The following is a 23,804-nucleotide window of genomic DNA, read 5'->3' as shown; positions in this document are numbered from 1 at the left end:
AAAAGAACCACACACCTCAAACCGAAAACTTGATGCCTCAGGGCAAGCCGAACCGGGAATCTACATAAGATACAGCCCGGACATAAACAATCCATGTTGAATTTACCAAGGCTGCCGGCCACCGTTGCAGACACTGTGCGGCCGTTTTTTGGTGGGCGTTTTTCTGTCTTATTCCAGCAGCTTACGGTAAAGTTGCAGAGTCAAACTGATATACTGGCTTTCGTCTGTCTCAGCTTAGCTATCTGCTGTTCCGGGTCGGAAACCTACGTCATTATTATAAAAACTATATTAGCCAGGATTATTTATGGAAGCTTATTTGCCCATGATTCAAAGCATACTGTCGGATTGGTATCGATTTACGCTGGAAAACCAGGAATATGCCGGTGCGTTAGCGCTTGCCGTGTGGTTGCTGACGGCGATGTTTTACAGTATCAGGATTTATTTTTTAAAAAAAACCAATGCCATCAATTTAAAAGCGCGCCTTGCCTTACAAGCTGATTTGGAAGCGGCGCAACAGCAGCAGCAAACCTTGCAAGAACAATTGACTGCCAATACCGAGCAGTTGGAGGCCGCCAAAGCTGTTGCCGATAACGAAGCGCAACGGGCTGCCGGTCTGGAAGAAAAACTGGTACAGGCAAATCGGCAGGTGATCGACAGCATCAAAACCTTGGCTACCAGTTTTGAATTGACCGAGCCGGCCTTGCCGGCAGCAAACGATCTGCAATCGGCCGATCTGTGGCCACGATATTTCGCGCTTACCGCGCAAATTACCGAACGCTTTAAAGCCGAACAACAAGGCAAAACCGAGCTGCAACTGGCGCTGTGGGCGGAAACCTCCAAAGTCGCTGAAAAAGATGCGCTATTGGGGCCGTTGCAATTACGTCTGGAATCGCAAACCGAACAGTTGAATAAACTGGAATTGGCGGTGGAAGAGCAAAAAATTCTGCGCGAGCGCGAACAAGCCAGCGCGGCAAAACTGCTGGCAGATGCCCAAGCAAAACATCAAGCCGAACTGGCGCGTTACGCCGACTCGGCCAAACATTCGGCGATTCCTGCGCCTGTTTACTCGCAGCCGGTATCTCAGCCGGAGCCCAAAGTGGTTATCAACGAAGCTCCCGCCGTTATCCAGCCGTCCCCGGCTATTGTTGCTGAGCCTGTTGTGGTTCAGGCGCCTGTCGAGCCGCCAAAGCCGGTCGAGCGCGAAGTTGCGCCGGTTGTGGACAAGCCCAAACCGGTGGTTGCCGAGCCGGCACCGGCAAAACAGTCATCCGTCGATAAATTGGCCGAGAAAAGCGGCGGTTTCGGCAAGTTCAAGCAAATGTTGAACAACACCATGCAGCAAATGGCCAAGTTGGATCAGAAACTGGGTACACAAACAGAAGTCGCTGCCGAGGCTATCCAGGAAGAACTGGAAGAAATCGCCGCGCCTGTCGTGGAGGCGGCCGCTGAACTTAAGGAAAATGTGGTGGAAATCGCTGAAACTGCTGCCGAAGCAATCAAAGAACCGGCGGCCGGCGTTGGCGGTAAGCTGAAAGGTTTGTTCGGTAAAAAATCGGCAGAGCCTGTCGTTGCGCCTGAACCGGTAGCAGCAGAACCCGAGCCGATTGCCGAAACAGTCGCCGCCGCAGCCGAACCCGCCAAACCTGCCGGGCTAAAAGGTTTGCTTAAAAAGTGGAAATAAATCCTCTTGTTTGTTCGTATAGCAACCGGGCGACCTTCTTCTCCCGGTTGCTTAAGCCGCGCCGACTCGGGTTTTTAATCCGCCGGACTTTATAATCGAAATAAGCAAGTGATGCCGAGAAGCCAAGAAGCTTGTATTGATTAACGACTGTCCGCCCCTGTAATCCTGCCAAGTTTGGTTTGTTCAAAATTCAGGAGAACACAACATTTAACAAGCAAAGCTCGCTTACTTTGAACTTCATGACTGGTGTCCAATAAGCTGTTCAGCATATCGGGACAGAACATGAGCAAAATTAATAAGAAATCCAGCTGCATTAGGTTGCTGATAAGCGCTTGCAAGCTTTTCTAACTCGTCATTGCTGGCTGAGCTTATAAAGTCGTAGTCGAAGACTCTTTTCAAAGCCTCTGCTCGACGGTCACGTAAAAACTTAATATCCAGTTTCAAAAGTCCAATCATGTAAGTAGCAGACTCATCGCTATTGTCGGTAGGATAGATAGCCCCATCTTGAGCCGAATATATGAATCGCTGTTCGCACCCGTCATCCAGGGGCGATATGATTTTGTCTTTGTCAAAATCTTTACCTTTGGAATGGCCGCAGTGCAAAGGGGTGCCGGGTTCGGTTTCGCGGATGCAGGACGCGTGAAGGTTACTGTAATCCATGGCAAGTTCTTGAAACCGTTCTTGAGGACGAAAGTGCTCAATATGACTGTCTGTCAATGCAATTGTTCGCCCGCAATAGCAGCATAGCCCACCCTGTTCGTTGAGTAAGGCATCATGCAGATTCCGCTTCTCTGGATTCTGCAAATTGCTATAACTCGGTTGCCATACGTCGTTTGCTTGGGCTTTCCAGTCAGAGAATGTTTGTGGCTCTATTGCCTTGACGATTCGTCTCATCGGCCAAGTACCTCTTTACGACGAAGAAGTGCTTGCGCCCCCGCCAGTTCAGGAATGCCAGGAGCGGTGGTTTTCAATGCATCGAGCTTTTCCTTGGCTGTAAGCAATGCACCACGTTCCAGTAATTCAAAAATCTCGGAAAGTAGCCTTTCCACATCCGGCGTTCTGGCGGTGGCGTCCATAATTTCCTCAAGCACTTGGCTGGACGTCAGTCCGTAGCTAACTTGGGGATGAGCGGTACCACTTGGGCGTAGTAGGATAATTTCCTCCGGTTTCAGCTCGCCGAGCACCTGAGGCGAGTGGCTCGCCACAATGAACTGAATCTTGGGGAAGGCGCGCTTCAGTCCAGAGGTCAGTATTCGCTGCCAACGTGGGTGGAGATGCATATCGAGTTCGTCAATTAACACCACTCCCGGCGTTTCATTAGTGACTTCGTGGCCCAGTTGCGGATTCAAAACGCACATTCGCCTCGCAATGTCGGCAACTAGGCCGATGACGGCGCGCTGACCGTCACTCAGGTTTTCAAAGGCTGTGGGTTCTCGCGGAGAATCGATAGTATTTGACCACTCCACAAGCAAACTCTTTTGTTTAAGGTCGTACTTTAAGCCTTTAGTCCCTTCGACGGCTAATGCTAAGGCTTGATTGACGAGGGCCAGCTCATCTGATCGTATATCGTCAAATGAAATCCCTGTTTCAGACGATGTCTGGAACCTCTCTAGGCATTTACCAATCACCCAGTACTGTAGGGCACTGGAGTCCAGTGACGCATCCCACCAACTTGTGTACCCATCCGTGCGAGCATTTCGAGCAGTAGCAGCCTGCATCTCATGGGGTTGGGGTTGGTTCCAATGCCGGTTGGCACGATAGAACGCGATGATGGGCAGGTTAAGTCTTGCCTGAACATTCTCGCTAGTTTGTCCTATAGCATACTGCTTAGTTTGCCAAATGAGCCCAGGGGATGGACCATTAATTTGAGTAGCGTCAACTTGACTGTTTTTTTGGACGGTCCAGCGGCATTTTGCTTCGAATGCATATCCCGTAGCAGTAATTTGGACGGGATATTGTGGTTCGAATCTATAGCTGCCTTGAATAACCTCTCCCTTCAATCGAACCACATTGGCATCGTCTAAGGCATGGTAGTTGCCGTTCATAAGTGATAAGTGTTGGCTAAATCCAGTCAGAACATCGCAGATTGCCTTAAGCAAGGATGTTTTACCGCTGCCATTCACACCAACGATGACGTTAAAGCCAGGTTTCAAATCAACTTGCAACAAGGCATGGCATCGGTAATTCACTAGATTAATTGACTCTATTCTCATGATTGCGTACTTCCTTAGCATTTTCGCGCCGTGATGTTCACTATTACGTTGCAAATCGACATCGAATTTTTACTGGATTCTGAACAAAATGGACGTTTGACATTTTTCAGATTGGATTGGGCGAAGCGATACCTAATTTATGAGTAAAGCTATTTTTCGTCCTGATTGTGGTGTTTGAAATTTTAATCTGCACGAAATATTGTTTCGCCTATTTCCTTTTTGGGTTGCTAATGGCAATCCGATTGTTTCTGAAGAACTTGTTCTCTTCTTGGCTACTCCATCGAAATACGTGGCGGACTTCAATCGGAATAGCCAATCCGTCTAAACTTCCGGCACAAAAAAGAACGGGCTGCCTTCGTGGCCGGCGTGCTGCAAGGGGGCGTATTGCGGCATTTGCTCGAAACCACCTTTTGCCGCCGAAGCCCGCACTTGATTGGCCACGTCCCGGAAAATGTCGTAGTCTTCGATGATGCGTTTGTTGCCGCGCAAGACTTTCAAAAACGCATTGGCAAATACCGAATGGTCGCCGCCGCCTTGGTCCATCACCGGTTTCACGCCGCCGGAAGTCAGCACGGTACGGGCTTTGCGGCTGTTCATGGCTTTTAACCAGCGTTCACGCTTGGCGTCGTCCATGCCCTCCGGCAGTTTGGCGACTGCCGAACCGGTCAATGCGCCGGAATAGCAGGAATCGGCTACCACCATAATGTGCTTGGCCGGCATGATGCTCAAAAATTCCGTGATGCTTTGGCTGGAAATCCAGTTGGCGCTATTGCCGGTTTCCGAATCGACCGGCAGCCAATAGGCGGTCTGACTTTTCTTGTCGATCTCGCCGTGGCCGGCATAATAAACCAGCAAATTATCCTGTTCGGTGAGTTTTTGATTCAGTTCGTTAAACGCCGACATGATCGTGTGGCGATTGGCATTGATCAGCAATTTGGTTTTAAAGCCGTAACGCTCGCGTAGCAAAAGCTCCAAGCTTTTCGCGTCGGCGATGGGGGTTTTCAAAGACGGATAAGCGCCGTACTCGTTATTGCCGATGATGATGGCGTAGAATTTGCCGAATTGAATGTCACCCGAGCGCTTGATTTCACTGCTATTGCTGCTGGGGAATACCTCCTCTGCCGAATTACCGGAAGCCAGCAGGCGCAGGCTTAAATCGCTGCTTTGATTGCGTTTGTCGGTAGCGACGATGCGCACCAAGGTTTCATCGCCTTTCAAGCTAACGTCGGTTTCAAAACGGCCGTTGGCATCGACTTTTATCGCTTTGTCATTCAACAGCAAGCGGCTCAGGCCGGTCGCCGCGTCGATTTTGCCGACGATGCGTTTGCTGCTTTCACCCAAGCCAAATTGAATGCTGGGAATACCCCGGGTGACGGTGACGGCGGGTTCCAGCAATTCGATATTCGGACCGTTGCCGGAGGCCACCACGTTGGATGCTTGTTGCTGTAACTTTTCTTTCAGTGCGGCAATTTCCTTGGCTTGCTGTTGCAAGGCCTGCTTGCGCAAATCTATCTGGTTTCTGTCCAGTTTGTCGGATGAGGTCAGCCAGCCGGTCAGTTCCGCCGATTGTTTTTGGTAGGTTTCGATTTTTTCGTTGAGCTTGTTTTCGATGTCGTTGGTTTTGCTTTCGACGGCTTTAGCGCTGGGGCTTTGCTGGCGCGCCGCTTCCAGTTCGCGTTTCATGCGTTGCCTTTCCTGGCTGAGAGACTGTGTCAAACTGCCCAATTTGGCTTGTTGGTCTTTTAATTGGTTTTCTTTTTCGTGCAACTGCTTTTCCAGCGATTCGATGTCGCTGGAGCCGCTAGGTGTAGTGGATTTTTGTTGTTGCAGTTTGTTACGCAAGGCTTCCAACTCGTCCTGAGCCTTGCGCAAACTTTCCTGTTGATCCATGGTTCGCTGGCGGGTGCTTTGCAGTTGCTCGCGCAGCTGTTCCGCTTCGCGGCGGGATTCGGCTACTTCGCTGCGCAAAGTGGCTAATTCTTCGCTATTGGCGATGGCTTGGGCATTGACGGCGGGCGCGAACTGGATGCCGGCGTCCTCCAGGCCGGCCGATTTGCGATACCAACGCAATGCAGTTTCCTTGTCTTCGGTAACGCCCAGACCTTTTTCATAGAGATGGCCCAAGTTCAATTGTGCTTGCGAGTTACCTTGATTGGCGGCTTTTTCGTACCACTGCGCGGCGGCTTTGTAGTCGGCTGGCGTACCCAGGCCTTTTTCGAAAATCTCGCCGACGTACAATTGAGCGGCGGCATCGCCTTCCTGGGCTTTGGGCAGCCAGATATTTAAGGCGCTGGCGTAGTTGGCGCGGTCGTAAGCGACATATTCGCCGCCACGTACTTCGCAATCGGCGGCGGTCGTGCGAATAGGGCGGCGGGCGCTGAGATAAGTCATTTGCGAACCTAGCTTGCGTACTTGTCCGGGCAGCAGGCAATCGACGACAAACAGTTTGCTGGTATCGGCCACGATATAGCCTTCGGTGGCTTTAGCCATTTCTTCCTGGCTGACATCGCGGGCGCAGGCGGACATTAAAATCCCGCTGATTGCCAATGCCAGCGTACGGTTCAATACTCTTTGTGTAGCCATGGGGTGCCGCCTTCGAATGAATGGTTTTATCCGGCAACCATAGCAGAAATCCGCTAGCCCGCAAATGGCTAGGGCAGGTGGTCCAGGCGTTTTAGCATCTGCGGCCAAATGGCTTGCCAGCCATTGCTGTGATCGGCGTCAACGATTTCGACGTGGCTGTTGGGGCGTTGCTGTAAGGCTTGTTGGAATAATGCCGGCGGAATGTTGTTATCGCGCTGGCCTAGCAGATGCCATTCCGCAATGCTGGGCTTAGCGGCGCGCTTAGCCGGATTTAGAGAGTCATGCAAACGCTGGTAGCCGTGATGATCGGCCCAAATATCGATGTCGTAATTCCCCGCCAGCGTGACCACCGCGACGGTTTGCGGCAAGCGCTCGGCTATCAATAGTGCCAACGTGCCGCCGCCGCTGTGGCCGATCAACACCACTTCGCTGTAACCGTTTAGTGCGCAGAACTCTGTTAATGCTTGGGTCATAGCCGCGACCACGCTTTCACTATAACGGGCGCCGGTCCACAAGTTTTGCGTGCAACCGGGGTCGCCGGCGTGGCCGTTGTAGCAAGGCCGTCCCAGGTACAACGCCGGCTTGGGGTCGGAAGACATTAATGACAGAACGGTAGCTGTGCGGGTAGTGGGGTCAGAGGCTGGAAATAGTCCACGTTCCCAAGGGCGGCCGTCACCTTCGAGGTAAACATGCAGGCGTTTGCCGTTGGATGGCGGCAGATGGGTAAACGATGTGAGTTTGAATCCGGCTGCTTCAATTTCCAAGGCCTGAAAGCCGAATGCCGTGGCTTGCTCATGCAGGCGCATCGCCGGTGTGCTGCAAGCTGCCAGGAAAAGCAGCAGACTCAGTTTAATCAGCAAATGTAGCCGCTTGACCGGCATGAGGTACAGGCGATTTGGAATAGACCACGCCGCTTGCGAGGCTGGCAGCGTGGTCGGTATGCGTGGTCGATCAGCAATCGACTTTTTGTTTATTGGATTGCTGGATTGTTTTAAAACGACAGCCGCAAGCCACTGGAAAAGGCGTGGTTTGAAACGTTTGCCCGGTCGATGATGGTGTTGTAGGCTACGAACGCAGACATGCCATCGGCAAATTGGCCGGCTACATTAAATCCCAGTTGCATGAAATCGCGGTCTGGATTGTCGGAGCGGATATTAAAGCCGGCATTGTTTTGCACGAAGCGCACGACGCTGACTTGGGCGTTATAGCTGGATTCATGTACCCATTCGGCATTGACTTGCGGCACGATCACGCCCCAAGGCAAGCTCCAAGCATACGAAGCCCTGGCGCCTGCTTTGGTCAGCATGGATTCTATGTTTTGTTTGCCGTAGCTGGTGCCGAAACTGGCGCCACCTGTTTCGCGGTAGCCGTCCACTTCGGTTTTGGCGTAGTCGAAACCGATATAAGGTCCGACCACTACCTTGTCGATGTGGTAGTTATAACCTGCGCCTAAGCTGGACGCATACTGCATGCCCGAGGTGCTGCCTTTTGCCGAGGTGTTGAAAAAGCTCATGGCCCGTTCGGATTCGTAATCGATGCCACCAACGCTGGCCAGCGCGTCGATATAGAAATCCTGAATATTCAAAGTGCTGTATAAGGAGCCGGTATAGGCTGCGGTATAGAGCTGACCGGCGCGGTTACTGAAATCGGCTTTGTTGTGAGCGTTATTAAATGCCACCCCTACAAAAAAATTATCGGTGAACGCATAATCCGCACCGACCGTGACGCCTTGATTGTCAAAGCTGTAACCCTGTTCGTTGGCAGTGCGGTTCCGGCTACCGAAACTGCCGTCGATATTGCCGTATAAGCCCAGGCGTTGAAATATTTCCGGCAGTTCATCACCGCTGCCGCCGCCGATTTTGGTGCCGCCCAGGTTAATGCCGCCGGCATTGCCGGCGCGCAAGGTGGCGATGCGATCCATCACGCTGCTGAAATTCGCACGGGACGTTGCAACCGTGGTGGCTGCAATCGTATTGATCTCTTCGGGAGTGATTTGATCGATAACATCGGCTTTGGCGGCCGCGCCCAGGCCGGCGATTCTGGCGCAGTCACTGATAACAGCGCTGCTGGTGGGTGAGGCGCATAAGCTGTTGATTGCCAGGGATGTGGCGCTGGCGTTAGAAGTGGATTCGATAATTTGCGATTGGGAAATGACTGCGCCACCGCTGCCGGCATAGCTAATCAATCTCGCACTGCCCGAGCCGGTGCCGGTGCCGGGAATGATCAGTCCGGAGTCGCCGACTATCAATAACACATTGCCCGTGTCACTGTTTATATTAGAACCCGCGATAGCGTCGGTTGACCCAAACGGGTAGTTTGCCAGCGCGACGGTATAACTGCCGGGACTCAAGGGGTAGTCGTTAATCAGCGAGTTAAAGTTTGGAGAAACCCCCGCCGCGCCACAGTCTACCTGGTTGCAGCCGTCGTCGTTCTGAGTGAGTACGGAGAGGCTGGTAAAATTACCGGTGCCGCTCAGCAGGAAAATATAGGGGTCCGTTGTGGGGCCGCTGGTGGCAATATCGACCAGCGTGGTTTGTGACAGCGAAAAGGGCAGATAGCCGACAGACCCCGCGCCGGAGCCGGTTAGATTGAATGTGCCGCTCGCAAATTCCACGCCTGCCGCGAGTGGCGATGCCAGCAGCAACGTCACTAACGAGCCTGCGGTTAGGGATTGCCGTTTGTTCAATCGTGCAACAGCGGTTTTAGAACAGAATAGTTCAAAAAAAAACAGTGATTTCATGGGCATTTATCCGAAATAATTTTTGCAACTTATTATAGATGCATGTTGATGTTTTCAATAGTAATTAAATTTTGTTTGGAGATTCGGCATCGACCAATCGAGCTTTTTCTTACTCAATAGTGGTCAGTAAATTTCTGATGGCCGTCAGGCCCGGGAAACAGCAAATGCGCTGGTGGCGCGAATTTGCCGGACCTGGACGGGATTTTTCCTGGCCGATGTTGGGGCTTGGAGGTTTTTAGACCGTAAAGGGCAATTGCAGCGACACGAACAAGCTCTTCGGCTAAAATCCTTACACTTTCCCTGACTGTCGTTTGCCATGTCCAGATTCGAGCTCGCATTGAAAGCCTTTCAGCAGGCTCAACTAGCCTATGAAGATTTATTGGGCGTGGCGGCCGCGTTAAGCGCGGAACCCGAACAGGTTTTAGATGCGGCCCGGCAATTCTTGGAAAACGAATATCGGAACGGAAAAATTGGCGCGGATGTTTATCGCGGTTTGCAAACGGCCATGCAAGACGAAACCCGGATTGTCGGCGACCAAACCCAAATGGCGCCTTCACGGGACTCCGCTGCAGACGATGCAACCAGCATAGTTTCCGCACCGGCTACGGCGACGACGATACTGCCGGTTTCACCCGCTACGCAACCACCGACACTGACGACCGAATCCTTGTTGCAAGGCTTGGACCCCTCGCAGCCGCGCGCCGAGCTGACAGTCGGAAGTACCTTGAAAGGTCGTTTTGTGCTCGAAGAATTGCTCGGAGTGGGCGGCATGGGGATGGTGTTTAAAGCCACCGACTTGCGCAAAGTAGAGGCCTCGGATAAAGAGCCTTTCGTCGCTTTAAAGGTATTAAACCAGGATTTTCAATTCAATCCGATGGCGTTGGTGGCTTTGCAGCGGGAGACCAAGCGCGCGCAAACCTTGTCTCATCCCAATATTATTAAAGTCTACGACTTTGATCGGGACGGCACGCACGTGTTTATGTCGATGGAGTACTTGCAAGGCAAGCCGCTCAGTCACTTGATCCGTGAGCATGTCGACAGCGGATTACCCTTCAAAAAAGCCTGGCCTATTATCAGTGCGATGGCAGAAGCCTTAGCGCATGCGCATAAAAAAAATATCGTTCACTCCGACTTTAAACCGGGGAATGTGTTTGTCGGGGACGACGGCGAAATCCGCGTCCTGGATTTCGGGATCGCTTGCGCCATCGGTCGCAGCGAAAAAGACGGCCACGACGCCACGATTTTTAATGCGCGGTCGCTGGGCGCGATGACCCCGGCCTATGCCAGTTTGGAACAGCTGCAAAATAGCGATCCCGATCCGCGCGACGATATTTATGCCTTGGCCTGCATCACTTACGAACTGTTGAGCGGCAAGCATCCGTTCGGCCGTTTATCCGCGGAAAAAGCCATGGAAGTCAATCTGCAGCCTAAACCCATCGCTCAGCTTAAGCGTCGGCAATGGAAAGGTCTACAAAGGGCTTTGGCCTTTAGACAGGAGGATCGCAGCGCCAGTATCGACGAATTTTTAACGGCTATCGGACCGCATTCGTCCGTCTATTACGGACTGTGGTCAACTGGCGTGTTGCTGGCTTGTTTGATCGGTTTGAACGTCTATTGGACCCTAAACGAAAAGCAAGCGGCTACCGAAGTGGTAAAGGTTGCTGTTGAACTCAATCCGGAGCAAAACCAAAAAATTAAGGATTTATTGGAGTTGGCGGATATTCATTTCGATGTCGGTTACCTCACGGCGCCCACCGGTAGCAACGCGTTTTGGGCCTATCAAGAGGTTTTAAAAATCGATCCATACAACAAAGCGGCAATAGACGGTATCAATAAAATTGCCGATACGCTGGAACAGCAGGCGTGGGAGTTTTACGAAAAGAACGACCGCTCGGAGGCCTTGAAAAAAGTGCAGGAAGGTTTGGAAGTCAACCCTGCGCACAAGGGCTTACAGAGTTTGCGAGATAAGCTCAGATTCAATTAGCGAATCGATTAACCTCAGATAATTCGCGGTTTGTAAGCTGATTTTTCGGTCATGCCTCATCCGCTGGCATGCTAAAATTTGGCGCATTATGACTTCCTATGCGTCGATTGCCAGTGGCTTCTCAATTATTCCCAGTATCCGATGATGCAACGCCCGCGCGACTGCGGGAAATTCCTTATAACTACACCTCGTTTTCCGATCGCGAAATAGTCATTCGCTTGCTCGGTGAAGACATGTGGTGGGTGCTTGAGTCGTTACGCGGTGAGAGGATTACCGGGCGCTCCGCGCGGATGTTGTATGAAGTGTTGGGCGACATTTGGGCGGTACAGCGCAACCCTTATCTCGAAGACGATTTGCTTGATAATGCCAAGCGGCGTCGCGCCTTGCTGCAAGCCTTGCGGCATCGTTTGGGGCAGATGGAGGGCCGGCAAACCGAACTGGAGAACCAGCACACCGGGCGGGCCGAGCGTGTAGCGCAATTGATCGCCGCCGCCCATCAGGCGGTCAATGAATTCGAAGCCCATTTCGAACGCACCGCGCAACTGCGCCGCAGCGTGTTGACGCTGTTATCGCAATACACCCGCAAAGACAATATCAGCTTCGATGGTTTCGCGCGGGTTAGTCACGTGACCGACGCCACCGACTGGCGGGTGGAGTATCCGTTCGTAGTGCTGTACCCAACCTCAGAAGACGAAGTCGGGCATTTGGTGCGGGGTTGCATCGAACTGGGCTTGACCATCATTCCTCGCGGCGGTGGCACGGGTTACACCGGTGGCGCGGTGCCGCTCAATGCTTATTCGGCGGTGATCAACACCGAAAAGCTGTTGGTGATGGGACCGGTAGAGCGGCATACTTTATTGCCTGGAGTGGATAGTTCGTATGCGACGATCCACACCGGCGCCGGCGTCGTTACTCGACGGGTGATGGAAGCCGCGGAACAGTCCGGTTTGGTGTTTGCCTGCGATCCAACGTCCGCGGACGCATCCTGCATCGGCGGCAATATTGCGATGAATGCTGGCGGCAAAAAGGCCGTGTTGTGGGGAACGGCGCTGGACAATTTGGCTTCCTGGCGGATGGTGACGCCGGACGGTAATTGGCTGGAGGTCGAGCGGCTGAATCACAATCTGGGCAAGATCCACGAACAAGATAAAGCCGCGTTTTTGCTGAAGCGCTTCGATGCCAGCGGCAAGCAATTGCTGGGCGAAGAAATCCTGGAAATTTCCGGCAGTTTTTTCCGCAAGACCGGTTTGGGCAAGGATGTCACCGACAAGTTTCTCGGTGGTCTGCCCGGTATTCAAAAAGAAGGCTGTGACGGCATCATCACCTCCGCACGCTGGATTCTGCACGAAATGCCGCCGGTTAGCCGCACGTTTTGCCTGGAGTTCTTCGGGCAGGTCCGCGAGGCGGTGCCTTCTATCGTCGAAATTCGCGATTACCTGGCTGATTTGCCGAAAGAGGGCGCTAGCCGAGTGATGCTGGCCGGTCTGGAGCATCTGGACGAGCGCTACGTTAAAGCCGTCGGTTATGCCACTAAAGCCAAACGCCACGGTCGGCCGAAAATGGTGCTGATCGGCGACATCGTCGGCGACGATGAAAACCAAGTCGCGATGGCGGCGTCCGAAGTAGTGCGCATATGTAATGCGCGCGGCGCCGAGGGCTTTATCGCCGTCAATCCGGAAACCCGCAAGAAATTCTGGTTGGATCGCGGTCGCACCGCGGCGATTGCCCGGCATACCAATGCCTTTAAAATCAACGAAGATGTGGTGATCCCGCTGCCGAGGATGGGCGATTATTGCGACGGCATCGAGCGCATCAACATCGAATTGTCACTGAACAATAAATTGCGCTTATGCCAAGCGTTGACCGAACTGTTGAGCGGCGATTTGCCATTGCGGGCCTACGAGGAGGGCGTGAATAAGTCCGAGTTGTTGGACGAGCGCCGGGCCTTGGCTCTGGATGCGGTAGGCACGGTAAAACAGCGCTGGCAATGGATTTACGACAATCTGGATTTGCCGTTGGCAGAAGCCGAAAAAGCCTTCGAATCGCGGGGTATCAAGATCGGCGAACTGAGCAATCGCGCCGCCGAGCCGATTTTGTTTCATCGCTTGCAGGATTACTCGTTACGGGTGTCGTGGAAGCAGGAGTTGCTGCCACGCTTGCGGGAAATTTTCGAAGGCGATAATTTCCGGCCCATCGTCGAGCGCATCGAGACTTTACATAAAGAAATTCTGCGCGGCCGAGTGTTCGTGGCTCTGCACATGCACGCCGGTGATGGCAATGTGCACACCAATCTGCCGGTCAACTCCGATCATTACGAAATGCTGCAAGAGGCCAATGCAGCCGTGGCGCGGATCATGGCTTTGGCACGCTCATTGGGAGGGGCTATTTCCGGCGAACATGGCATAGGCATTACCAAATACGAGTTCTTGACCGAGGATGAGTTGGCGGATTTTCATGCGTATAAAAACCGTATCGATCCGGAAGGCCGTTTCAACCGCGGCAAGTTGATGCCGGGTGCCGATTTGCGTTCGGCTTATACCACGTCATTTAGTTTGATGGGTTTTGAGTCGTTGATTATGCAGCAAAGCGACATCGGCGCGATTTCCGATTCGGTTAAGGATTGTCTGCGTTGCGGCAAATGCAAGCCGGTTTGCGCCACACACGTACCGCCGGCCAATTTGTTGTATTCACCGCGTAATAAAATCTTGGCGACTTCGCTATTGATCGAAGCGTTTTTATATGAAGAACAAACCCGGCGCGGGATTTCGATTACCCATTGGAAAGAGTTCGAAGACGTCGCCGACCATTGCACGGTGTGTCACAAATGCTTCAATCCGTGTCCGGTGGACATCGATTTCGGCGATGTGTCGATGAATATGCGCAATCTGCTGCGCAAGATGGGCAAGCAAAGTTTCAACCCGGCCAAAACCATGGCGATTGCTTTCTTGACTGCGTCCAACCCGAACACGGTCAAGGCGATGCGCACGGCGATGATCGACTGGACTTATAAAGCGCAGCGCATTGGCAATACATTGTTAAAGCCATGGAGTAAGGCGCAGATCGCCCAGCCGCCGGCCACGGTCGGCAAGCCGCCGGTGCGTGAGCAAGTGATTCATTTCATGAATCGGAAAATGCCTGGCGATTTACCGACCAAAACCGCGCGGGCGCTGCTGGACATCGAAGACGGCCAGATTGTGCCTATCATTCGCGACCATGCCAAAACCCGCACCGATTCCGAAGCCGTGTTTTATTTTCCGGGCTGCGGTTCCGAGCGCCTGTTCTCGCAAGTCGGATTGGCGACCCAGGCCATGTTGTACGAGATTGGTGTGCAAACCGTGTTGCCCCCTGGCTATTTGTGCTGCGGTTACCCGCAACGCGCCGGCGGGCAGTTTGATAAGGCGCAGAAAATTACCACTGACAACCGGGTGTTGTTCCACCGGGTGGCCAATACCTTGAATTATCTGGATATTAAGACCGTAGTGGTGAGTTGCGGTACTTGCCAGGATCAATTGCAGGATTACGAATTTGAGAAAATTTTTCCGGGTTGCCGCCTGATCGATATTCACGAATATCTGCTGGAAAAAGGCGTACGGCTGGAAGGAGTGAACGGGGCGCGTTATCTATATCACGACCCGTGTCATAGTCCGTTCAAGCAGCAAGACCCGATCAAAGTGGTCAATCAGTTGATTGGCGCGCCGGTCGCCAAATCCGAGCGCTGTTGCGGCGAGTCGGGTACTTTGGCGGTGGCGCGGCCGGATATTTCTACCCAGATTCGTTTTCGAAAGGCGGAAGAATTACAGAAAGACACGGCTAAATTACGGTCAGACGGTTACGACGGCGCGGTGAAGATGTTGACCTCCTGTCCGTCGTGCATGCAAGGCTTACAGCGGTTCGAAGACGAAGTCGAGCAAATGGAAGTCGATTACATCGTCGTGGAAATCGCCAAGCATGTGCTGGGTGAAAACTGGATGACAGGATATTTGGATCGGGTCAGTAAGGGCGGTATTGAGCGGGTTTTGGTGTGAGTTAGAATTGGTTAGCAGGCGATCTTTAGTCGGCTTTGGCATTTGTACGGCGTAAAAACTGGTTTTTACGCCCGTCCACAAGCTGTGGTTTACTTATCTTCAGACAATAAAAAAGCCGCGATAAATCACGGCTTTTTAAATTTGGAGCGGGAAACGAGACTCGAACTCGCGACCCCGACCTTGGCAAGGTCGTGCTCTACCAACTGAGCTATTCCCGCAAAATATAATAGTGGAGGCTGCGACCGGAATCGAACCGGTATATACGGCTTTGCAGGCCGCTGCATAACCATTTTGCTACGCAGCCTTTATAGGTGCAATAAAAAAGCCGCGATTTGCCGCGGCTTTTCAAATTTGGAGCGGGAAACGAGACTCGAACTCGCGACCCCGACCTTGGCAAGGTCGTGCTCTACCAACTGAGCTATTCCCGCTTGGCTTACTATCCTGCGTATTATAAAAAGATATTTTTTTGTGTCAACAGTTATTGCAGGTTTATTGCTGAAGTCCAGGCTTTTCGGCCTTGGCATTCGCCGGATTCCGTGATCTCAACTTCCGCCCACTGAACGTTTTTGTCTGTGGTATCCGCTTGAGCTTGAATCAGTTTCACTGCGGTGTTAAGCGGCATGTGTTTGCAAGCGCCGTCGCGATCATTTTCTTCGGTATCATCGTAAGCGGCCATGGAGCCGGGGACGGCGACTAATCTGACAGTTGCATTTGGATCGTAAGTGTTGGGGCTTTTCAATACGTAGTTTTGGCCTGGGACCATGGCTTTCGCTTGGTGAACCGGCAATTTGGCATCAGAACCGCCGCCCAAAAACATGGCTACCACGATCAGTGCTAACGCGCCGACACCGCCAAAAAATACTTTAGGATTGGATTCTTTCAGGGCCAACAGGTTAGCGACAATATTGCCGGCCGCATCTTTTGCTGCCGCAGCGGAATCACCGGCTGAACTTGTTTCCGGTTGCTTAGGCTCTTCAGCTTGATTTTGGGCTTCAGTCTCGTTGTTGTTTTCGTCAAGGCTCATGCGATGTTTCCTCTTAAGCTAGTTATTATTATGGTTAAGTGGCTAAAGTTACCACGCCGTTCGAACATTTCAAGCATTCATTTTTTTAGTCATTTGGTCGTATCTTAAGGGGAACTGTAGCAAAAATGAACAGGCTGGGATAAAAAAGCTAGTTGGATCGCTGGTTTGCTGGCTTTGCATGGGGTTGGCGGATGTGATTGTCGAGTTCGGCGTTACCAGTTTGAATCTGGATTCTTTGATAGTGGTTGTTGTGGTGGTGCTCGGGTCTGTGATGATAGGAGTCAGATCTTTTTGGTCCGATCATGAATGTGATTTTTACTTCGACTTGTTCTTTTTGGTGGCTATTTCGATGGTGTATTTTTTGACTAATCGGGATATGGCTAAGGTTGTGGAGACGGAAGAGTTCGTTGGGCTGGTTAATCCATCAATCTTGGAGGAAAACTGGTTTTCCGTTTTGCTCCAAACCAATCTGCGGTCCTATCTCGATACCCAAGTTTCACCTTTTGCTTCTTCAATGCTTTTTCTAAAAAGGCTCAAAATATATTGTTTGTAAGTGTCATTTTTCCAATCGACATCCATCGTTGATACCGCGTTTATCCACACATCCTTATTTGGCCTGTTGTAAAACCAATAGAATTCATTATCAAAAATCATGTTTTTAATCTTCTTTGGATAGATTTTTATTCGCTCAAGAATTTTGGCATCCTGTTCCGGAGAGTTATAAAAATACAAGGATATAATGCCGCCATAGCAAGTAAAATTTGCCAGGTTTTCATCTTTGGAAAGACAGGCTTTTTCAATAATATTTAGTGTTGTTTCTAGGGCATCAGAGGAATGAACGGATTGGAGTGTTTTTTTTCCTTCCATAACCTCGTTATAAGCTTTCAAACATTGCTTGTCATTATATTGAATGCATCTATTTAAGATGTCTAGTGTTTTAGGAAAGTCCAGGCCAAATTTGGCGAGATATATTTGCTCAAAGGATTTTGGTAAAATAAATTCAAGATTTTTTTGTTCACTATTTGCAGCGTCGCAGCTGAAACTAAAAATTAAAAACAGCACTAAAATGATAGTTCTGGAAAGGACTGTTATATGCATTACTTGTATTCCGTCCAGTCTGGATTACCGAGTGAAGTGGGGGTTTTTTCAATCCTTTCCATTATATTTGCTATGTTAGATGGAGTATCAACAACGCCAAAATCGATTTTATTTTTTGCCCCTGCGGTAGCCACGCCGAAAACTCCATTCCAGGTTTTTGCGAAGCCTTCGGTGTGGCATCCATAAAATTTTGAAACCTGCTTGGGTTTTTTGATGAACTTCTTAACTAGAACGCTCTTTTTTAAAATATCTGCTTTATATAGCATATCAGTAGCAAAAGCAGCCGCTTGACATGCCGAATTATGAGTAAGTGCTAGCATTAATCCATCCCCACTAGCATGTCCGCTATACCAAACCCGGCTAATAGAGTTATCGCTCAGTGATAGCAGATAATTCCAAAAGTCTTCTGGTTGGTTAATTCCTTTGTATTGAATGCTATAGGTTTTAGCAATAGTTTGAATTTTATTTATATAGCTGGTGCCGCCTGCTGCTATTAATTTATCTGTTGCCATTTTTCGGATGCTGTGTAGGTTATATCCGTCATCTTCCTTTTCTTCCGTTTTGGTGATAATTGAATCAGCTTCCCATCTTTTTTTATAAGGCGGCTCGTATAACACCCAATGAATCAATTCCTTGGGTTGTTTATTGTACAAGTTCTTCATCGCAGCCAACTGCAGTGGCACAATATAATTTGACCAACGCTGGTCATGAGCTTTATCACAACCCATAAATAGTCGTCCCTGAAAAAGCCGATATTTTCCGAACACCAGCATTCAGGCCGACAATAAAAACGGCGCGCTCAATGGCCGCGCCAAAATCCGACATGGCGGTCTCCAAAAATGAGGCAAAAAAATCCTCAACTGCCTGAGGATTATACGGATATTGTGGTCAGCACCGCATAAGATGGCATGCATGGCATCGCCCAGTTCGCCTTTCAGGTAATTGCGGCCCAGCAATCCGTCGTTTTTGAGGTGCCCGATGACGGGTTCGATGGCATTGCGGCGTTTGAGGGCGCGTTTGAGTCGCCGGGTGTTTATTCCTCTCTTTTGCCGGGCTTTGTAAATGGTCACGTTCGGGACCTCGACACCACGGTATCCTAAATCCACAAAAGCTTCTTTTGCGCGTGTACCGCTTAGAATCTCCGCCTGTTCCAGACACGATTCCAGGGTGTGTCCATCGTAGGGATTACCGGAAAAGCTGCGGGCGCCGAGCACAAAATTACTTTTGTTGGTGACGGTGATGCCCACTTTGACGCCGAATTCATACTTCTTGTGGACTTTGCCTTTGGAAATGCATTCGACTTCCGTGGCGTGGAAACTGTACAGCTTGTTTTTATCCTGGGGTTGTTGGTTCAAAATCCGTTGGGTTTTCTCTAGCGTCTCTTTAAAAGCCAATTTGACTGCATCGGATTGATCCGTCAATTGGCGCTCGATATCTCGGTAAACCCGACCCACCAAAGTTTTGAGCTGTTTGAGCATTTTGCGTTTGCGCTTCATTTGCTTGGCATGACTGTACCGGTTCGCCATCATCAGCAAATAGGGGGCTTTGCGGTTGTAGTTCTGCCGTAGTGTAATCTCATGCTGCTCAGCCAGACGTACCATGTGCTGGCGACAGCGTTCATACAATTTTCCATCGGTCGGATACGTGATGGCTTTCTCTTGCACCGTGCTATCAACCGTCACCGATTCAAAATCCTGTTTCTTCACGGTCTTGCTGGCTACGCCAGCCTGGATCGTCACCGATAACATCCACTCGCAACCTTCTTCTCCGATCCGTTTTCGCCAATAGGTCAGTGACGTGGGGTGGCAAGGTATCTGGTGTTGGAAATACTCTTCGCCACAAAAATATTGCCAATAGGGATTTTCAAGCCACTGTGCCACGACCGCTTCGTCCGAGCGTGCAAACGCATGTTTGAGGTAATGAAGCCCGGCAATAAGACGCGTTGGCAACGCCGGAGCGCCTTGGTTCTCGGTAAAAAATTCACCGAACGCATCATCCAGTACTTTCCAATCGATCAAATTTGCCAGTTGGTAAAGCTCATGCTTCGGATTCAACAGGTCGGCCAGTGGTGTGTTGAATAGATCGATTTGGCCGCTACTTTCTTGGGATTTTGGCTTCATTTTCGATAAAAATTTGCAAGAAATTAATATCTATTTTACTAATTTCTTGCAATTATTGCCCGTCTTTTTCTTCAATTATTTATTGTGTTTCAATGCTTTAGCCGTGAATTTGTGGCTTTTCAGGGGCGACTAAATAAACCTGGGCCGCCAATCAATATAACAAAGTTTTCCATTTTACTTTTCCAATATTATATAAGTGTTATTTTGTGCAGTATATGTAGTAATGATGCGGTTTCTGTGTGTCGCCCTAATCCAGGGTGATATACAAGGCGGGTTCAAGTCGCCTACTCAAATACGATTTGTTATTGAATCTCTTCCGGGTGGAAGCAGAAATATTCAAAGCGGGGCGTTTTTTACCTTAATTAATTCGAATCTAAAAATCGGGTATTTCCCTTTACGCGCCACGGAAACGCATTGAAAGCTTTTCTTGTCCTTGCCATCGTCGCTTAGCAGTACGACCTGGTTTTTATTCGCTGAAAATCTTGGAAACGGAGCGTCAGCGAAGTGAAGATTTTTAGTCCCCGATAGCCGTAGCGCCTTGCAGGTTTTCTCCGCTTCGCTGCGAAAACCTGCAAGGCGCTACGGCGTCAAGTCATGCGAGAGCCAATGTTTCGATCCCCTTGTTGGGTCGAAACGTGGTGACGCGGACGAATCGGGGTGCCGAAGGCATAAGCGGTCGCGTGATTTTTGCCGATTTTTTCCTGCTGGGAAGCTCGAAAAAATCTTTCGGCAAAAATAGCGACTCCCCGCATTCGGAAAAAAGAACGTGGCTTCGATATTCAGCTCTTCGGGATCGGCTGGATTTTGCGTCAGATGGTCGAACACGCTTAGCTTGTTGTCTTCGTCGTCCGCAACGATGAGGTAAGGGGCACTTAGGGCTATTGCGCTGGATACATTTGATCGGCCCTGGTAGGTTTTTATATTCATATCAGAATCGCTGGCGAAATTTTGATTTCAAGATAGGTGGTCGGCCGACGATGCCTGAATTAATCCGGCCCTAATGCTGTCGATGACGCGCAGCAGGTAGCCCAGTTGTCAAAATGGATTCCCGCTTTCGCGGGAATGACGAAGGCTTGCGGAGCTGCGCTGAACTAAGCTCAGGGTTTACTCGTCGGGGCTACCGATAAAACGATAGACCAAAGCGCCCAACACCCCGCCGATAATCGGTGCCAGCCAGAACAGCCAAAGTTGCGCCAAGGCCCAATCGCCGACATACACCGCCACGCCCAGGCTACGTGCGGGATTGACCGAGGTGTTGGTGACCGGAATGCTGATCAAGTGAATTAAGGTTAGTCCCAAGCCAATCGCGATAGGTGCCAGGCCGGCCGGGGCGCGGGCATCGGTGGCGCCGAGGATGATCAGTAAAAACATCATCGTCATCACCACTTCGGTAACCAGAGCGGATAGCAGGGAGTAACCGCCCGGCGAATGTTCGCCGTAACCGTTGGAGGCAAATCCCGCAGCCACATCAAAACCTGCCTTGCCGCTGGCGATTAAATACAGTACACCGCCGGCCGCAATCGCGCCGATGACTTGGGCGACAATGTAAGGCAGCAATTGATTGGCTGGAAACCGGCCGCCCATCCACAAGCCAACCGACACCGCCGGATTGAGATGGCAGCCGGAAATATGGCCGATGGCATAGGCCATGGTCAGTACCGTCAAACCGAACGCCAGCGAAACGCCGAGCAAGCCGATGCCCACATTCGGAAATGCGGCTGCTAATACCGCGCTTCCGCAGCCACCAAGAACCAACCAAAATGTCCCGAAGGACTCGGCTACATACTTTTTCATATGACTCTCCTGTGTTTTGTTATTGTTTTGCCCGTCATTGATCACCTATTGTTTTTGTTTAATAATCAATCGGCTAGCGCACTGTATTCTCTGTCTTTGTGTGATGTCAATCACAAAAAACGGCTAGGTTCTTGCTTGGTTCTTGCTATTTCCAGCTAGCTACCCGGTTGCGTGGAATGGTGCGAATTTTTATGCTGCTGTGAATTCCGAAAAATTAATCTGGCCAGGTCTTTTCAATATGGCTAAATTCCCTATTCGATGTGAGAATTAGGGCTTATCACCGCCCGACATTCTTCCCGGTTAACCCATGTCCGATATTTCCCAGCACGGCCACAGTACCAATTTGATCGGCATGGCGACGGCGTGTTTGGCCAGTCACCTATTTAATGAATACCCCAAACCCCTGCATATCGCCGGCACCCGTGAGTCAGCGCCCGGACTGTTTGAACAGTTGGCCGGACAATCCACATTGGCGGATTGCGGGCGGATATTTCAAGACTACATGTGCGTGGTATTCGGCTTCGAAACCGAGCAGCGTTTGCGCGACGATGCCGAGGGCCGGCGGCGTTACCGCAACAGTTATCTACGCCTGATTCAGGATTGGGGGCTGGATTCCAATAACGCTCAAGGTGCAGTACTGAAGGGGTGGGTGGAAAGCCGCTTTGGCCTGTTCCCCAATTACCATAAACAACAAATCAGCAGTTTCATGAGCAAGGACTGGCTAACTTACATCGAAGAAAAGATGAACAGCCGCTATCACAACAATTGCATCTATATGCAACTGGATTTGCTGTATGAATTTTGCCAATGGGTGATTGAGCGTTTTCAGGTGCCGGCCGCGACCCATAAAACCCTTTATCGCGGGGTCAATGCGTTGGACGATTGGAGCGTTACCGAGCAAGACAAACAGCACAAAATCGTCCGCTTCAATAGCATCGTGTCTTTTACCGACCGCCCTAGTATCGCCAGCGAATTTGGCGGGTATATATTAAAAGTTGAGGTGCCGATGGTGAAACTGGTGTTTTTTAGCGACTTACTGCCGCATCATGCTTTGCGTGGGGAAGGCGAATACTTAGTGATCGGCGGCGATTATCGAGTAAAGGTGCAGCGATGAACGAGCAGTTAATGAATAGGGCCTTGGGGACTTACTTGGGTTTTGCCTGCGGCGATGCATTGGGCGCGACGGTGGAATTCATGGCGCCGAAGCAAATTCAGAACCGTTACGGCGTGCATACCGAAATGATAGGTGGCGGCTGGCTGGGCTTGGAGCCAGGGCAAGTCACCGACGACACGCAAATGTCGCTGGCCTTGGGCCAAGCCATCATCGATCATCAAGGCTGGAACTTACGGGCCGTGGCCGACAATTTCCTGGCCTGGCTGGAAAGCGATCCGCCGGATGTGGGCAATACTTGCCGGCGCGGCATCCTGCGGTATCGTGACGAAGGTTTATTGGCGGGTTTGCCGCGTGAAGACGATGCCGGCAATGGTGCCTGCATGCGTAATTTGCCGGTGGTGCTGGCAACTTTGGACCGACCGGACGATTTAGAAGCTTGGAGCCTGGAGCAGAGTCATATCACCCACCACAATTCGCTGTCCGATGCCGCAACGTTAGCATTGGGACGGATGACCAATCTATTGATTCACGGGCAAGGCCTTGACGCCTGTCGGCTGGAAGCCGAACGATTGATTGACCAGCACAGCGAATTTGCCTACAACCCGTATCCGGGCAAAGCCTCGGGCTATATTGTCGATACTGTGCAGACGGTGTTGCATTATTTTTTCAACACCGACAGTTTTGAGTCTTACCTGATCGCTATCGTGAATCAGGGGGGGGATGCGGATACGACGGGAGCCTTGGCGGGGATGTTGGCCGGGGCGAAATACGGGTTGGAACAGATTCCGCAGCGTTGGCTCGATAGCTTGGATCGAAGTATCGATGTAAAGATTCAGGAGCAGACTTCGGCGTTGCTGGGGGTGGGGCTCGGTGAAGGTCAAATTCGGCAAGGCTGACTTCTTCGATAGATTGCTATCCGGGGTTGAGCGCCAGCCCATCTCGCTGCTGACTTCCTAGCGGTGTTGATAGAGACGGGCTGGCGGATTAATCCGTGGTCGATAAACTGAAATTTGTTATGGCTAAAACTCAATTGCAAGCGCTGCCGGGATTGTTGCTGGGATGATCCACGCCGGCGCAGCAGGTGCCGCCTGTTTTATCTCCGTCGTAATAGCCGTCGGCCGCCAAGCAGTCGCTGGCAAACTGGGCGCAACTTTCATTTTGACCGGCGCTACAGGTTGTAACGATAGGTTGCGGGTTATCGCCACCATCGGTTTTTTTAACAAGGTAGGTCCCGGAAAAGGGCGTCGTTCTGGTGGTCGGGCTTTTTGCCAGAATGCTAGTCTGGGCCGATGCGTTGGTAATAAATCCGGTAATAATCGCTGTGAATATAAATAAGTAGGAACGTGTTTTCATGATGGTCTCCCGATTTGATTGTTTGGCGGCAATCATTGTGGCTATCCGGAGCGTTAGTAAGTTAACTTTTACACC

17 protein-coding genes and 3 tRNA genes are annotated in these 23,804 nt (G+C 51.0%); 5 read left to right on the top strand and 15 right to left on the bottom strand.

Translation table 11 applies throughout. The features are described 5' to 3' along the window. Window positions 1-304: 304 nt before the first annotated feature. Window positions 305-1,681, top strand: a complete 1,377-nt coding sequence (locus EBB_RS15970) for a hypothetical protein (protein ID WP_192394735.1) — start codon at window positions 305-307, stop codon at window positions 1,679-1,681. 237 nt (window positions 1,682-1,918) lie between these two features. Here the strand turns inward: EBB_RS15970 and EBB_RS15965 are convergent, their stop codons facing one another. From EBB_RS15965 to EBB_RS15945, 5 genes are all read right to left on the bottom strand, one after another. Beyond that, window positions 1,919-2,575: a retron system putative HNH endonuclease gene (locus tag EBB_RS15965; protein ID WP_192394734.1), complete on the bottom strand. Its 657-nt coding sequence runs from the start codon at window positions 2,573-2,575 to the stop codon at window positions 1,919-1,921. Then, window positions 2,572-3,948: an AAA family ATPase gene (locus EBB_RS15960; RefSeq protein ID WP_192394733.1), complete on the bottom strand. Its 1,377-nt coding sequence runs from the start codon at window positions 3,946-3,948 to the stop codon at window positions 2,572-2,574. Before EBB_RS15960 ends, EBB_RS15965 begins: the two co-directional genes overlap by 4 nt. Window positions 3,949-4,215: 267 nt before the next feature. Next, complete coding sequence (locus EBB_RS15955; RefSeq protein WP_192394732.1) at window positions 4,216-6,477, bottom strand: caspase family protein; 2,262 nt, start codon at window positions 6,475-6,477, stop codon at window positions 4,216-4,218. A 68-nt stretch (window positions 6,478-6,545) separates the two neighbouring features. Then, window positions 6,546-7,358 carry an alpha/beta fold hydrolase gene (locus tag EBB_RS15950; protein WP_192394731.1) on the bottom strand — a complete coding sequence of 271 codons (813 nt, stop codon included), beginning with the start codon at window positions 7,356-7,358 and terminating at the stop codon, window positions 6,546-6,548. Between the two features lie 110 nt (window positions 7,359-7,468). Beyond that, window positions 7,469-9,217 (bottom strand): DVUA0089 family protein, encoded by a 1,749-nt coding sequence (locus EBB_RS15945; RefSeq protein ID WP_192394730.1) that lies wholly within the window; start codon window positions 9,215-9,217, stop codon window positions 7,469-7,471. A gap of 316 nt (window positions 9,218-9,533) precedes the next feature. Here EBB_RS15945 and EBB_RS15940 point away from each other — a divergent pair, with 316 nt between their 5' ends. Both EBB_RS15940 and EBB_RS15935 read left to right on the top strand, forming a co-directional pair. After that, window positions 9,534-11,201: a serine/threonine-protein kinase gene (locus EBB_RS15940; protein WP_192394729.1), complete on the top strand. Its 1,668-nt coding sequence runs from the start codon at window positions 9,534-9,536 to the stop codon at window positions 11,199-11,201. A 98-nt stretch (window positions 11,202-11,299) separates the two neighbouring features. Next, a complete protein-coding gene (locus tag EBB_RS15935; protein ID WP_192394728.1) occupies window positions 11,300-15,226 on the top strand; it encodes a DUF3683 domain-containing protein in 3,927 nt (1,308 codons plus the stop codon). A 142-nt stretch (window positions 15,227-15,368) separates the two neighbouring features. On the opposite strand, the gene EBB_RS15930 is transcribed toward EBB_RS15935, so the two are convergent. The 9 genes from EBB_RS15930 to aqpZ all read right to left on the bottom strand — a co-directional run bounded on the left by EBB_RS15930 (window position 15,369) and on the right by aqpZ (window position 21,262). Then, window positions 15,369-15,444, bottom strand: a tRNA-Gly gene (locus EBB_RS15930). 12 nt (window positions 15,445-15,456) lie between these two features. Then, a tRNA-Cys gene (locus EBB_RS15925) sits at window positions 15,457-15,530 on the bottom strand. Window positions 15,531-15,578: 48 nt separating this feature from the next. After that, window positions 15,579-15,654 (bottom strand) — tRNA-Gly (locus EBB_RS15920). A 50-nt stretch (window positions 15,655-15,704) separates the two neighbouring features. Continuing rightward, window positions 15,705-16,250, bottom strand: coding sequence for a hypothetical protein (locus tag EBB_RS15915; protein ID WP_192394727.1), 546 nt, complete (start codon window positions 16,248-16,250; stop codon window positions 15,705-15,707). A 477-nt stretch (window positions 16,251-16,727) separates the two neighbouring features. After that, window positions 16,728-17,348, bottom strand: coding sequence for a hypothetical protein (locus EBB_RS15910; RefSeq protein ID WP_192394726.1), 621 nt, complete (start codon window positions 17,346-17,348; stop codon window positions 16,728-16,730). Further along, the gene (locus EBB_RS15905; protein WP_192394725.1) at window positions 17,348-18,076 is read right to left on the bottom strand and encodes a hypothetical protein; all 729 of its coding nucleotides are present in this window, start codon (window positions 18,074-18,076) and stop codon (window positions 17,348-17,350) included. The genes EBB_RS15910 and EBB_RS15905 overlap by 1 nt, the downstream gene beginning before the upstream one ends. Window positions 18,077-18,121: 45 nt before the next feature. Further along, window positions 18,122-19,468, bottom strand: coding sequence for an IS5 family transposase (locus EBB_RS15900; protein ID WP_225587467.1), 1,347 nt, complete (start codon window positions 19,466-19,468; stop codon window positions 18,122-18,124). Window positions 19,469-20,047: 579 nt separating this feature from the next. Next, window positions 20,048-20,395, bottom strand: a complete 348-nt coding sequence (locus tag EBB_RS15895) for a hypothetical protein (RefSeq protein WP_192394724.1) — start codon at window positions 20,393-20,395, stop codon at window positions 20,048-20,050. A gap of 177 nt (window positions 20,396-20,572) precedes the next feature. Then, window positions 20,573-21,262 (bottom strand): aquaporin Z, encoded by a 690-nt coding sequence (gene aqpZ / locus EBB_RS15890; protein WP_192394723.1) that lies wholly within the window; start codon window positions 21,260-21,262, stop codon window positions 20,573-20,575. Between the two features lie 307 nt (window positions 21,263-21,569). Between aqpZ and EBB_RS15885 the strand changes: the two genes are divergently transcribed. Then, a complete protein-coding gene (locus EBB_RS15885; RefSeq protein WP_192394722.1) occupies window positions 21,570-22,376 on the top strand; it encodes an NAD(+)--dinitrogen-reductase ADP-D-ribosyltransferase in 807 nt (268 codons plus the stop codon). After that, window positions 22,373-23,272 (top strand): ADP-ribosyl-[dinitrogen reductase] hydrolase, encoded by a 900-nt coding sequence (gene draG / locus EBB_RS15880; RefSeq protein WP_192394721.1) that lies wholly within the window; start codon window positions 22,373-22,375, stop codon window positions 23,270-23,272. Before EBB_RS15885 ends, draG begins: the two co-directional genes overlap by 4 nt. Window positions 23,273-23,402: 130 nt before the next feature. On the opposite strand, the gene EBB_RS15875 is transcribed toward draG, so the two are convergent. After that, window positions 23,403-23,729 carry a hypothetical protein gene (locus EBB_RS15875; RefSeq protein WP_192394720.1) on the bottom strand — a complete coding sequence of 109 codons (327 nt, stop codon included), beginning with the start codon at window positions 23,727-23,729 and terminating at the stop codon, window positions 23,403-23,405. Between the last annotated feature and the right edge of the window lie 75 nt (window positions 23,730-23,804).

The organism is Methylomonas fluvii, from assembly GCF_014850975.1.
In the GTDB taxonomy this organism is placed as follows: Bacteria; Pseudomonadota; Gammaproteobacteria; order Methylococcales; family Methylomonadaceae; genus Methylomonas; species Methylomonas fluvii.
This window is presented reverse-complemented; position numbering and strand designations above follow the sequence as displayed.

Excerpts from the sequence above, each read along its gene's own strand:
- EBB_RS15970 (WP_192394735.1), top strand. The coding sequence starts at position 305 with ATGGAAGCTTATTTGCCCATGATTCAAAGCATACTGTCGGATTGGTAT.
- EBB_RS15965 (WP_192394734.1), bottom strand. The coding sequence starts at position 2,575 with ATGAGACGAATCGTCAAGGCAATAGAGCCACAAACATTCTCTGACTGG.
- EBB_RS15955 (WP_192394732.1), bottom strand. The coding sequence starts at position 6,477 with ATGGCTACACAAAGAGTATTGAACCGTACGCTGGCATTGGCAATCAGC.
- EBB_RS15950 (WP_192394731.1), bottom strand. The coding sequence starts at position 7,358 with ATGCCGGTCAAGCGGCTACATTTGCTGATTAAACTGAGTCTGCTGCTT.
- EBB_RS15945 (WP_192394730.1), bottom strand. The coding sequence starts at position 9,217 with ATGAAATCACTGTTTTTTTTTGAACTATTCTGTTCTAAAACCGCTGTT.
- EBB_RS15940 (WP_192394729.1), top strand. The coding sequence starts at position 9,534 with ATGTCCAGATTCGAGCTCGCATTGAAAGCCTTTCAGCAGGCTCAACTA.
- EBB_RS15935 (WP_192394728.1), top strand. The coding sequence starts at position 11,300 with ATGCGTCGATTGCCAGTGGCTTCTCAATTATTCCCAGTATCCGATGAT.
- EBB_RS15915 (WP_192394727.1), bottom strand. The coding sequence starts at position 16,250 with ATGAGCCTTGACGAAAACAACAACGAGACTGAAGCCCAAAATCAAGCT.
- EBB_RS15910 (WP_192394726.1), bottom strand. The coding sequence starts at position 17,348 with ATGCATATAACAGTCCTTTCCAGAACTATCATTTTAGTGCTGTTTTTA.
- EBB_RS15905 (WP_192394725.1), bottom strand. The coding sequence starts at position 18,076 with ATGGGTTGTGATAAAGCTCATGACCAGCGTTGGTCAAATTATATTGTG.
- EBB_RS15900 (WP_225587467.1), bottom strand. The coding sequence starts at position 19,468 with ATGAAGCCAAAATCCCAAGAAAGTAGCGGCCAAATCGATCTATTCAAC.
- EBB_RS15895 (WP_192394724.1), bottom strand. The coding sequence starts at position 20,395 with ATGAATATAAAAACCTACCAGGGCCGATCAAATGTATCCAGCGCAATA.
- aqpZ (WP_192394723.1), bottom strand. The coding sequence starts at position 21,262 with ATGAAAAAGTATGTAGCCGAGTCCTTCGGGACATTTTGGTTGGTTCTT.
- EBB_RS15885 (WP_192394722.1), top strand. The coding sequence starts at position 21,570 with ATGTCCGATATTTCCCAGCACGGCCACAGTACCAATTTGATCGGCATG.
- draG (WP_192394721.1), top strand. The coding sequence starts at position 22,373 with ATGAACGAGCAGTTAATGAATAGGGCCTTGGGGACTTACTTGGGTTTT.
- EBB_RS15875 (WP_192394720.1), bottom strand. The coding sequence starts at position 23,729 with ATGAAAACACGTTCCTACTTATTTATATTCACAGCGATTATTACCGGA.